The sequence below is a fragment of the Streptomyces sp. NPDC054794 genome, assembly GCF_053611585.1.
In genome coordinates, this window is sequence record NZ_JBSHAQ010000020.1 from 24,819 (window position 1) to 36,332 (window position 11,514).

The window sequence follows — 11,514 nt, forward strand, 5'->3', positions numbered from 1 at the left end:
ACGCCTCCCGCTCACCTGATCGCCTGTCGTCCCCCACTCCTATCCCCGCAGTTCGCGGGAAGCAACCTCCGGTGTGAGCAAACGTCGCAGACAACCCAGACATCGGGAACGTTCCGGTCCGAGACTGCCCTGTGAGATACCCAACTCCCCCGCGATCTCCCGGTATGTGAGGTCCTTCGGGGAGAGCAGGGCCTCCATGAGCCGGGGGCAGCGACCGGGCAGCCGGCGGACCGCCTCGCGCAGGGCGCGGTGGCGGGCGGCGGCCAGTGCGAGCTGCTCCGGGCCGGTGCCACTGTCGTCGGCGGGTTCCGCGTCGTAGGGCCGCTCGACCCGGGACGTACGACGGCTGCGGCGCGCCTCGGCACGGACGGCCTTGCGCAGCCACCCCTGTGGATCGAGCGGTGGCCCGTCGGACTCCAGGCGCTCCAGCAGGCGCAGCCAGACGGCCTGTTCCAGATCACCCGGTTCGGTTCCGCAGGCAAATGCCTCGGCGGCGGCCTCCGCGGTGAGCAGGGGGCTCAGGGCGGCCACCAGATCGTGCGTCATATGCACAACGACGCGGCCGCCCCGGCGGCAGGTTGCCGGGACGGCCGCTGGTCCACCCGAAAGGGTTCAGGGGTGCTCAGCCGTTGACGAAGTCCTCGCGGGCCAGCAGACCGGTGTCCGCGTTGTCCGTGAAGACACCGTCGATACCGGTCGCGAAGTACGTCTTGAAGGCGCCGAAGGGGTCTCCGTAGGCGTCCACGGCCGTGCCCTTGCGGTACTCCGCCGGGAGGAAGGGGTTCTCGTTGCGCATGGTGTACGGGTGCAGGATCAGCCCGACCTTGTGCGCGTCGGCGACGAGCGTCGTCGGCGTGGTCAGCTTCCCGTCCGCGTCCTTCGGGATGATCAGGTCGAGGGTCGGGCCGATGCCCTGCGCGTAGCCGGCGATCTCCCGCAGGCCGCGCGGCGTGATGAGGTCGGCGACCGTGCGCGGGTCACCGGCCTCGACGAAGTCCCAGGGGCGGCTGGTGGCGCCGGACAGCAGGACGACGAGCGGGTTGTCCACCAGCTTGTTCAGCCGCTGGATGCTGCTCGGCTCGAAGGACTGCAGGATGACCGGCGAGTTCCGGTTGTCCTTGTTGTACTTGCGCAGCAGCTTGGCGACCCGCTCCTCCAGGCCGAGGCCGAGGTTGCGGAAGTAGGTGGGGTGCTTGGTCTCCGGGTAGATCCAGACCTGCTTGCCGCGCTTGCGGGTCTGCTCGTCCTGCCACTGGAGGACCTCTTCGAACGTGGGGATCTCCCAGCGCCCGTTGTAGAGGGTGTTGTGCGGGCGGTTGGCGGGGATGCGCTCGACCGCCCGCAGGGTCTTCAGCTCGGCGAGCGTGAAGTCCTCGGTGAACCAGCCGGTGGTGGGGACGCCGTCGAGGACCTTGGTGGTCTTGCGGTCGGCGAACTCGGGGTGGGACGCCACGTCCGTGGTGCCGCCGATCTCCGGCTCGTGGCGGCAGACCAGGTGACCGTCCTTGGTGGGCACCAGGTCGCCGGCCTCGATGATGTCGGCGCCCAGGTCGAGGGCGAGCTGGTACGAGCCGAAGGTGTGCTCGGGCCGGTAGCCGCTGGCGCCCCGGTGGCCGATGATCGTCGGCTGGGGCAGGCTCTTCAGGCCGCCGCCGTGGCCGGCCGTCCTGGCCTGCGCGGCCCGGGCCGAGCCGGGCAGACCGAGCACCGCGCCGCCCGCGCCGAACATCGCGGCGCCGAGGAGCGCCCGCCGTCCGGTTCCGTGCGTCTGCCCGTCCGCCGTGGGGATGTCCTTACCGGTGTCCATGAGCGCTCTCCTGCCGTCCGCCCGTCTGTGCGGGCCGATGGTAGGGGGGTGGACGTGACGGACGGGAGACTCCGGCCCGAACACCCGGGTGACTCCAGATGGCATGAGGAAAGCACCATGTGATGGTCCGTCGGCATCGACTCGCCCACCCGGGGTAGGCGGCCGGTAGGCCGACCGCGCGATGTCCGTCACATCGTCGTCCCGGCCGTCGCACGGCCTCCCGCACGCCACCGCAGGTAAACCCGAGTCAACAGTACGTAAGACCTCGGTGAACCCGCCGCACCCGATGTGCGCTCTCCCCGAGGCCGCGAGTAATGTCCTCACCTGCACAGACTCATACCGACCCCTCGACATCGGAGGACCCGTTGTCCCGCTTCGCGCTCATCAAGGCAGTGCTCGGACCGATCATGCGCCTGATGTTCCGCCCCCGGGTGGAAGGCGTGGAGAACATCCCCGGCGACGGTCCGGTCATCCTGGCCGGCAACCACCTCACGTTCATCGACTCGATGATCCTGCCGCTGGTCTGCGACCGGCAGGTGTTCTTCATCGGCAAGGACGAGTACGTGACCGGCACGGGCTTCAAGGGCCGGCTGATGGCCTGGTTCTTCACCGGCGTCGGCATGATCCCGGTGGACCGGGACGGGGCCAGCGGCGGCGTGGCCGCGCTGATGACCGGGCGCCGGATCCTCGAAGAGGGGAAGGTCTTCGGCATCTACCCCGAGGGCACGCGGTCGCCCGACGGCCGTCTGTACCGGGGTCGCACCGGCATCGCCCGTCTGACGCTGATGACGGGGGCGCCGGTGGTTCCCTTCGCGATGATCGGCACGGACAAGCTGCAGCCCGGGGGCCGGGGGATCCCGCGGCCGGGCCGCGTGACCGTCCGGTTCGGTGAGGCGATGGAGTTCTCCCGGTACGAGGGCATGGACCGGGACCGCTATGTGCTGCGGGCGGTGACCGACTCCGTGATGGCGGAGGTCATGCGGCTGTCGGGGCAGGAGTACGTGGACATGTACGCCACGAAGGCCAAGGCGGCCTGAGCTCCGTAGGGGTTTCTGTCCTGTCCCGGGTGCGGGTGCGTTGTGGCTTGTCGCGCAGTTCCCCGCGCCCCTGTCGGGGCGCTCTCAGCCCGTGCTCTCCAGTCTCTGGCCCTTCAGCAGGAACCAAGCCGCCACCGCCGTTGCCAGCAGCACCGCTGCTCCAGCTGTCGATGCCAGGGTGAGGCCATGGACGAAGGCGTCCCGGGCCGCCGTCAGGAGGTCCGCCGCGGTGTGGGGCGGCAGATTCGCCGCCGTCTCCACCGCCGCGCCCAGTGACTCATGGGCCGCCGCCGGGGTGCCCGCCGGGCCCGTGAAGTCGCGGTAGACGCCCGTCACGATCGAGCCGAGCAGGGCGATGCCCAGGGCCGCGCCGAGTTCGTACGCCGTCTCGGAGACCGCGGAGGCCGCGCCCGCCTGGTCCTTGGGGACGCTGGAGAGGATGACGTCGGCGGTGACGGTGAAGGAGAAGCCCGCGCCGACGCCCACGACGAGCAGCGCGGCGCCGAGGATCGGGTAGCCGGTCGACTCGTTCAGCGTCGTGAGGGCGGCCAGCGCCAAGCCGACCGCGGCGAGGCCGCCGGAGACCACGGCCCGTACCGAGAAGCGGCGGGCCGCGCGGCCCGCGCCCAGACCGGCCGCCACCGCGCCGACGGCGGCGGGCAGTTCGGCGAGACCGGCCTCGAACGGGTGCCTGCCCTGGACGAGTTGCAGGTACTGGGAGAGGAAGAAGACCAGGCCGGACATGCCGAGCACGGTCAGCAGGTCGGCGAGGACCGCGCCGCTGAAGCCGCGCCGGGAGAACAGGCGCATGTCCAGCAGCGGGATCGGGAGCGTGAGCTGGCGGTGCACGAACCCGTACAGGGCTGCGGCACCGAGCAGGCCCGCACCGAGCGTCACCCAGGTGAAGCCGTGGGAGGCGGCCTCCTTCACCGCGTAGACCACGCCGATCATGCCGACGAGGGACAGGACGACGCTCGTCAGGTCCCAGGGGCCGGGGTTCGGGTTGCGGGACTCGGGCAGCGACCGGACACCGACGAGGACCAGAACCGCCATCACGGGCAGGTTGATCAGGAAGACCGAGCCCCACCAGAAGTGTTCGAGCAGGAAACCGCCCACGATGGGGCCGACGGCCGTACCGGCGGAGGCGGTGGCGCCCCAGATGCCGATGGCGAGGCTGCGCTCGCGCGCGTCGTGGAAGAGGTTGCGGATCAGGGCGAGGGTGGCGGGCATCAGGGTCGCGCCCGCGACGCCGAGCAGGGCCCGGGCCAGGATCATCAGCTCGGGCGTGGTGGCGTAGGCGTTGAGGACGGATATCGCGCCGAAGGCCGTCGCGCCGACGAGCAGAATGCGCTTGCGGCCGATACGGTCGCCGAGACTGCCCATGGAGACCAGCAGTCCGGCGATGACGAACGAGTAGACGTCACCGATCCAGAGCAGCTGGGTGCCGGAGGGCCTCAGGTCTTCGCTGATGTAGGGGGTCGCGAGGCCGAGGACGGTCGCGTCGACGGCCACCAGCAGCACGGCGAGCACGAGGACGGACAGCGCGAGCCAGCGGCCCGGGCGCTTGTCCGCCTCCCGCGTCATGGACGCCGGCTGCAGGGTGCTGGTCATGATTCCTCTCTTCGTCGTGCGCCGCCGAGCAACAGCTCGACGATCATGTGGGTGAAGTCCTTGGGGGCGACCCGGCCTTCCGACACGGCCCAGGCGGCGGAGGCCAGCAGGCCGTAGAGCGCCTCGGTGAGCCAGGCCGGGGTGAGGTCGATACGGAACTCGCCGTTCGCCTGGCCGCGCCGGAAGAGGGCGGCGATGCGGTCGTCGATCCGTTTCCAGCCCTCGTTCTGCTCCTCACCCTCGAACAGCTGGTTCTCGGTGTAGAGGAAGGCCAGCAGTCCGCCGGCGGGTTCGATCTCGCGCACCAGCCGGTGCACGGCGTCGCCCGCCGGCCCCTCGTCGAGCCGGGCGGCCACCAGCGCGGCCTCGCACTCGGCGATGCCGAGCGACTCCAGCGCCCGTACGAGGGCGTCGCGCCCGGCGAAGTGCCGGTGCAGCGTGGCCCGGCTGATCCCGGCCGCCTTGGCGACCTCGTCCATGGTGGCGGTGGACTTGCGGGTCAGCAGGGCCGCGGCGCTGCGCAGCACGTGGTCACGGTCGAGGGCCATGAGACAACCATAGCCCAAGTGAGACAACATTGTCTCATGCTGGGCATGCGTGACTCATCGCCGCTGGTCAGGCTGTGTCTCCGCGGGAGCGGTGGGAAGGTGTGCCCGGGTGGCCCCTTGTGGTGCGGGTGTGCCCGTCAGTGCCAGGGCAGTTGGCCGCGCTTGCGCCAGTACGCCTCCGGCTCCTCGGCGAGCGTCGCGAGCCGGGTCAGCTGGTCCTCGTCGAGGTCGACCACGGCGGCGTGCAGGTTGGAGGCGAGCTGGTTGAGGGTCGCGGCGCCCGAGAGGACGACTCCGGCCCAGGGCCGGCGCAGGACCAGGGCGAGCGCGACGGCGTCGCAGCCGAGTTCCGTCTCCGCGGCCACGGCCTTGAGCAGGTCCGGCGCGTACGGCTCCGCGAGCCGCCCGTTGGCCATGCCCTCCTTGACGATCACCGTGAGCCCGGCGTCGTGGGCCTCGGCGAGGGCGGGCTCGGCCGAGGTCTCCAGGGCGTTGTACGTCGACTGGACGGTACGGAACAGGGGCTCGCCGTCCACCGTCACGGCGAGGGCCGCGCGGATGGCGTCGGCCTGGGCGGGCCCGCTGGTGGAGAAGCCGACGGTGAGTCCCGCGGCGGCGGCCTCGGCCAGTTCGGCGTGGAGCTCCTTGTCGGTGAGGGCCGGGCTGTCCGGGGTCACCGAGTGGATCTGGTAGAGGTCGAGCCGGTCGCCGAGCAGGCTGTCGGACTCGGCGCGCTGCCGCTGGTAGGTGGCGAGGCTGTGGTCCTTGACCTCGTGCCGCTCCGCGTCGGTGGACCAGCCGGCGGTGTAGGTGTAGCCCCATTTGCTGCCGACGACGATGTCGTCGATGCCGGGGCGGGCGGTCAGCCAGTCGGCGAGGAACTCCTCGGAGCGGCCATAGGAGCGGGCGACGTCGAAGTAGCGGACGCCCTGGGCGTAGGCGGCGTCCAGGAGTTCGTGGGTGCGCTGCCGCAGGGCGTCGACCGTGCGCTCGGCCGGCAGGTCCTCCTCCCGGCCCAGGTTGATGTACCCCGGTCGGCCGACGGCGGCGAGACCCAGGCCGATGTGGCAGGCGGCGGTCGTCGCTGAGGCGAGGCGGGCGAAGGGCATCGCGGGCTCCGTTCGGTCGGCTCCTTGCGGCTCACGACCAACGTAACCGCGATGCCCACGCTTCATGCGCGCGAGCCACATCGGGACGCGCGCGTGGCCGCTACTTCGTGCGCTTCGCGCTCGCCCAGGCCTGCTGTGCCGCCAGGTCGTTCTTGACCTCGGCGAGCTGGACGGCGACCGCGCTGGGTGCCGTGCCGCCGCGGCCGTCGCGGGAGGCGAGGGCGCCGGGCACGTTCAGGACGGTACGGACCTCGGGGGTCAGGTGGGCGCTGATCTTCGCGAACTGCTCGTCGGTCAGCCCGTCCAGTTCCTTGCCCTCGGCCTCGGCGACCTTCACGCACTCGCCGGCGACCTCGTGCGCCACCCGGAACGGCACACCCTGCTTGACCAGCCACTCGGCGATGTCGGTGGCGAGCGAGAAGCCGGCCGGGGCCAGCTCCTCCATGCGCTCGCGGTTGACCGTGAGCGTGGCCATCATGCCGGTGAAGGCGGGGAGCAGGACCTCCAGCTGGTCGCAGGAGTCGAAGACGGGCTCCTTGTCCTCCTGGAGGTCGCGGTTGTACGCGAGCGGGAGCGCCTTGAGGGTCGCCATGAGCCCCGTCAGGTTGCCGATCAGCCGGCCGGACTTGCCGCGCGCCAGCTCCGCGATGTCCGGGTTCTTCTTCTGCGGCATGATCGACGAGCCCGTGGAGAACGCGTCGTGCAGGGTCACGAAGGAGAACTCCTTCGTGTTCCAGATGATGATCTCCTCGGCGATCCGGGACAGGTTCACGCCGATCATCGCGGTGATGAAGGCGAACTCGGCGACGAAGTCACGGGAGGCCGTGCCGTCGATGGAGTTGCCGACGCTGCCGTGCTCGAAGCCGAGGTCCTTCGCCACCGCCTGCGGGTCCAGGCCGAGGGAGGAGCCCGCCAGGGCCCCGGAGCCGTACGGCGACACGGCCGTCCGCTCGTCCCACTGGCGCAGCCGCTCGGCGTCCCGGGACAGGGACTGCACATGCGCGAGGACATGGTGGGCGAAGAGCACCGGCTGGGCGTGCTGGAGGTGGGTGCGGCCGGGCATCGCCACGTCCGGGTGGGCCTCCGCCAGTACGACGAGCGCCTCCTGGAGGTCGGCGATCAGGCCGCCGATGATCCGGGCGTGGTCCCGCAGGTACATCCGGAAGAGGGTCGCGACCTGGTCGTTCCTGGAGCGGCCGGCGCGCAGCTTGCCGCCGAGGTCGGGGCCGAGGCGTTCGAGCAGGCCGCGCTCCAGGGCGGTGTGGACGTCCTCGTCGGCGATCGTGCCGACGAAGGAGCCGTCGGCCACGTCCGCCTCCAGCCGGTCAAGTCCGGCGAGCATCCGGGTCAGCTCGTCGGCCGTGAGCAGCCCCGCCTTGTGCAGCACGCGCGCGTGGGCACGCGAACCGGCGATGTCGTAGGGCGCGAGCCGCCAGTCGAAGTGGACGGACGCGGACAGCTTCGCCAGGGCCTCGGCGGGACCGTCGGCGAAACGGCCGCCCCAGAGCCGTACGTCACCGCTGTTGCTGCTCACTTGCGTTGCTCCTAGGAAGTCCGGATGTGCCGCCGCCTCCCCACCCGGGAGTGAGGAGGCGGCTGTCAGGCTAGTGCGTGTGAGGGGTCGTCAGACGGTTACGCCAGGTCCCGCTTGGCGGCGATCTTCGACGACAGGCTGTAGATGTCGATGAAGCCCTTGGCCGCGGCCTGGTCGAAGGTGTCGCCGGTGTCGTAGGTGGCGAGGTTGAAGTCGTACAGCGACGACTCGGAGCGCCGGCCGGTGACGACCGCGCGGCCGCCGTGCAGGGTCAGCCGGATGTCGCCGTTGACGTGCTGGCTGGCCTCGTCGATGAAGCCGTCGAGGGCGCGCTTGAGCGGGGAGAACCACTGGCCGTCGTAGACCAGTTCGCCCCAGCGCTGCTCGACCTGCCGCTTGTAGCGAGCGAGTTCGCGCTCGACGGTGACGTTCTCCAGCTCCTGGTGGGCGGTGATCAGGGCGATGGCGCCCGGAGCCTCGTACACCTCACGGGACTTGATACCGACGAGCCGGTCCTCGACCATGTCGATCCGGCCGATGCCCTGGGCGCCGGCACGCTCGTTGAGCTGCTGGATGGCCTGCAGGACGCTGACGGCCTTGCCGTCGAGGGCGACCGGGACGCCGTGCTTGAAGGTGATGATCACCTCGTCGGCCTCGCGAGGCTCGGCCGGGTTGGAGGTGTACTCGTAGATGTCCTCGATCGGGGCGTTCCAGATGTCCTCCAGGAAGCCCGTCTCGACGGCGCGCCCGAAGACGTTCTGGTCGATGGAGTACGGGGACTTCTTGGTGGTGGCGATCGGAAGCTGCTTCGCCTCGCAGAAGGCGATCGCCTTGTCACGGGTCATCGCGTAGTCGCGGACCGGGGCGATGCACTTCAGGTCGGGGGCGAGGGCGACGATGCCGGCCTCGAAGCGGACCTGGTCGTTGCCCTTGCCGGTGCAGCCGTGGGCGACGGTCGTGGCGCCGTGCTTCTTGGCGGCGGCGACGAGATGCTTGACGATCGTCGGCCGGGAGAGGGCGGAGACCAGCGGGTAGCGGTCCATGTACAGGGCGTTGGCCTTGATCGCCGGGAGGCAGTACTCGTCGGCGAACTCGTCCTTGGCGTCGGCGACCTCGGCCTCGACGGCGCCACACGCGAGGGCGCGCTTGCGGATGACGTCCAGGTCCTCGCCGCCCTGGCCGACGTCGACCGCAACGGCGATGACCTCGGCGCCCGTCTCCTCGGCGATCCAGCCGATGGCGACGGAGGTGTCCAGACCGCCCGAGTAGGCGAGTACGACGCGCTCGGTCACGGGTTTCTCCTCACATGCGTTCTCTGACATGCATGAGTATGCAGAACTCTGCATGGTTCGTCAATCCGGCCGGGCGGCGTGGCGTGATCGCGAGAGGGGCGCGGGGAATTTCGAATGGGCGTTGAACAAATGAAACCGCTTTCTCGTACTCACCCCCGAACGCCGGCGCCGTGTCTGTAACCCCACCCCTGACCCAAGTGAGGCATCCGCATGTCCAGGGCTCTTCCGAAGTACAGCAAGCGTCGCGTCGCGGTCATCGGCGGCGCTGCCGCCGTGGCGCTGTCCGGCGCGGTGATCGCCGGCTCCGCCCTCGCCGGGACGCCTGCCAAGAGCGACAGCGGCACGAGCGCCCGCACCCTCGCGAGCCCGGGCACGATCACCTGCCCCGACGTGGCCTCCAAGCTGCCGGCCGTCCCGGCCTCCGCGAAGGCCGAGGTAAACCGCAACCTCACCCTCCTGCAGACCCAGATCCAGGAGGCCGACAAGCGCCTGGTCAGCGCGGTGGGACAGGGCGGCCCCCACTTCGTCGACAACGCCATCCTCGGCCCGCTCAAGGACAAGCGCGTAGCCACCATCAACCGCATCGCCACGGCGATCGGGCGCACGGCGGCCAGACCGACGGGGCTGGACGCACTCGCGCCGTGCGCCCTGAACGCCGGGGGCGCCGGCACGGGCGTCGGCGCGGCGAACAACAACGCCACGGCCGAGCCGACCGCCACCCAGCAGCAGTCGACAGGCAACACGGGCGGCAGCAGCGCCGCCGGGGCGGGCACGATCACCTGCCCCGACGTGGCCTCCAAGCTGCCGGCCGTCCCGGCCTCCGCGAAGGCCGAGGTAAACCGCAACCTCACCCTCCTGCAGACCCAGATCCAGGAGGCCGACAAGCGCCTGGTCAGCACGGTGGGACAGGGCGGCCCCCACTTCGTCGACAACGCCATCCTCGGCCCGCTCAAGGACAAGCGCGTAGCCACCATCAACCGCATCGCCACGGCGATCGGGCGCACGGCGGCCAAGCCGACCGGCCTGGACTCCCTGGCCGCCTGCAGGCTCACGAAGTGAGGTGACAGGCAGCCATGGCCGCCCCGCGTGGGCGCCGGCCGCGGGGCGGCCATGGCGATCCGGGGACGGCCCGGGAACGGAGTCCGGCAATCCCTTAGACAGACGAAAGGGTGGCGCCAATAATCGTTAGCCATGGGAAAGAGCTATGAGCGCATAGACGGCAGACTCCGCACGTTCATCGAGGAGCAGCCCCTCTTCTTCACCGCGACCGCTCCCCTCTCCGGCGACGGCACGGTCAACCTCTCCCCCAAGGGACTCAAGGGCTCCTTCGTGGTGCTCGACGAACACACCGTGGCCTACCTCGACTTCGCCGGCTCGAACGCGGAGACGGTCGCGCACCTCAGGGAGAACGGCCGGATCACCCTGATGTGGTGCGCCTTCCAGGGGCCGCCGAACATCGTGCGGGTGCACGGGCGCGGCGAGGCCGTCTTCCGGGACGACCCGCGCTTCGAGGAACTGCTCACCCACTTCCCGGACATCGACCCGACCCCGCACGGCCTGCGCGCGGTCATCGTCGTCCATGCCGAACGCGTACGGGACAGCTGCGGTTACGCGGTGCCCTTCATGTCGTACGACACGGACCGCGATCTGCACGGAAAGCGGTTCGCGCGGGAGGACGACGCGTCGCTGAGCGAGTACTTCGAGAAGAAGGAGTACATCGCCACTAGCCTGGACGGCCTACCCGGGCTGCCGTTGCCGCTGCCGCCGTCTACCGTCTGAGGCATGCGCCCCGGAGCCGTCGTCGCCCTCGCGTCCGTGTCCGTCCTGCTGCTCGGTGCCGCGCCCGGCGCCGACGCACCGCCGCTGCCCGCCCTGATGGCGGACACCGGGGGCGGCACCCAGCTGATCACGGCCCAGGCTCCGGGCACCGACTCGACGTCGGGCACGGTGACTTGGTGGGACCTGCGGGACGGGCAGTGGGTCCAGGCGGGCTCGGCACCGGCCCGCTTCGGCGCCAAGGGGCTCGTCGACGGCGGCTCGCGGACCCAGGGCACCAACACGACACCGACCGGGCTGTACGACCTGCCGTTCGCCTTCGGCATCGAGGCGGCGCCCAGTGGTACGTCCGTCACCTACCGCCCCGTGCACGAGGAGTCGTGGTGGTGCCAGGACCCCGTCTCCACCTCCTACAACCGGTGGACCGAGCCGCGCCCCGCCGACTGCCGTGCCTCCGAGTCCGAACACCTCGTCACCTACGCGACGCAGTACGCGCACGCCCTCGTCATCGGCTTCAACTACCAGCGTCCGGTGCCCGGACGCGGGGCCGGGATCTTCCTGCACGTCAACGGCAAGGGGGCGACCGCGGGTTGTGTGTCGGTGCCGGTGGACGCGATGCGCCGGATTCTGCAGTGGGCCGATCCGGCGGCGAAACCGCACATCGCGATCGGCACGGACAGCGGGGCGACGGCGATCACCGGCTACTGATCCCGACGTGGCCTCAGGACCCCGCCGAACCTCCCTTTCGGCCGTGAACTCCGTTGTGACGCCCCGCAGTCGGTGGTCGGTGCCATCATGTT

The 11,514-nt window shown here is 70.6% G+C and carries 11 protein-coding genes; 4 read left to right on the top strand and 7 right to left on the bottom strand.

Annotation, left to right across the window (positions count from 1 at the left end; genetic code table 11):
* Positions 1-39: 39 nt before the first annotated feature.
* Entirely contained in the window at positions 40-546 is a 507-nt protein-coding gene (locus ACWGKT_RS22000; protein WP_453275016.1) for an RNA polymerase sigma factor, read from the bottom strand.
* A 76-nt stretch (positions 547-622) separates the two neighbouring features.
* Entirely contained in the window at positions 623-1,807 is a 1,185-nt protein-coding gene (locus tag ACWGKT_RS22005; protein WP_453275017.1) for a glycerophosphodiester phosphodiesterase, read from the bottom strand.
* A gap of 365 nt (positions 1,808-2,172) precedes the next feature.
* On the opposite strand from ACWGKT_RS22005, the gene ACWGKT_RS22010 reads away from it, so the two are divergent.
* Positions 2,173-2,844 (top strand): lysophospholipid acyltransferase family protein, encoded by a 672-nt coding sequence (locus ACWGKT_RS22010; RefSeq protein ID WP_356143752.1) that lies wholly within the window; start codon positions 2,173-2,175, stop codon positions 2,842-2,844.
* Positions 2,845-2,928: 84 nt separating this feature from the next.
* On the opposite strand, the gene ACWGKT_RS22015 is transcribed toward ACWGKT_RS22010, so the two are convergent.
* The 5 genes from ACWGKT_RS22015 to ACWGKT_RS22035 form a co-directional block, all read right to left on the bottom strand.
* Positions 2,929-4,455, bottom strand: coding sequence for an MFS transporter (locus tag ACWGKT_RS22015; protein WP_453275018.1), 1,527 nt, complete (start codon positions 4,453-4,455; stop codon positions 2,929-2,931).
* A complete protein-coding gene (locus tag ACWGKT_RS22020) occupies positions 4,452-5,003 on the bottom strand; it encodes a TetR/AcrR family transcriptional regulator (protein WP_453275019.1) in 552 nt (183 codons plus the stop codon). Before ACWGKT_RS22020 ends, ACWGKT_RS22015 begins: the two co-directional genes overlap by 4 nt.
* Positions 5,004-5,140: 137 nt before the next feature.
* Positions 5,141-6,112, bottom strand: coding sequence for an aldo/keto reductase (locus ACWGKT_RS22025; RefSeq protein WP_356143758.1), 972 nt, complete (start codon positions 6,110-6,112; stop codon positions 5,141-5,143).
* Between the two features lie 100 nt (positions 6,113-6,212).
* A complete protein-coding gene (gene argH / locus ACWGKT_RS22030; protein ID WP_453275020.1) occupies positions 6,213-7,646 on the bottom strand; it encodes an argininosuccinate lyase in 1,434 nt (477 codons plus the stop codon).
* Between the two features lie 98 nt (positions 7,647-7,744).
* The gene (locus ACWGKT_RS22035) at positions 7,745-8,938 is read right to left on the bottom strand and encodes an argininosuccinate synthase (protein WP_356143762.1); all 1,194 of its coding nucleotides are present in this window, start codon (positions 8,936-8,938) and stop codon (positions 7,745-7,747) included.
* Between the two features lie 210 nt (positions 8,939-9,148).
* Here ACWGKT_RS22035 and ACWGKT_RS22040 point away from each other — a divergent pair, with 210 nt between their 5' ends.
* From ACWGKT_RS22040 to ACWGKT_RS22050, 3 genes are all read left to right on the top strand, one after another.
* Positions 9,149-9,997 carry a hypothetical protein gene (locus tag ACWGKT_RS22040; RefSeq protein ID WP_453275021.1) on the top strand — a complete coding sequence of 283 codons (849 nt, stop codon included), beginning with the start codon at positions 9,149-9,151 and terminating at the stop codon, positions 9,995-9,997.
* Positions 9,998-10,129: 132 nt separating this feature from the next.
* Complete coding sequence (locus ACWGKT_RS22045; protein ID WP_356143764.1) at positions 10,130-10,717, top strand: pyridoxamine 5'-phosphate oxidase family protein; 588 nt, start codon at positions 10,130-10,132, stop codon at positions 10,715-10,717.
* A gap of 3 nt (positions 10,718-10,720) precedes the next feature.
* Complete coding sequence (locus ACWGKT_RS22050; protein ID WP_356143766.1) at positions 10,721-11,422, top strand: L,D-transpeptidase family protein; 702 nt, start codon at positions 10,721-10,723, stop codon at positions 11,420-11,422.
* Positions 11,423-11,514 lie beyond the last annotated feature (92 nt).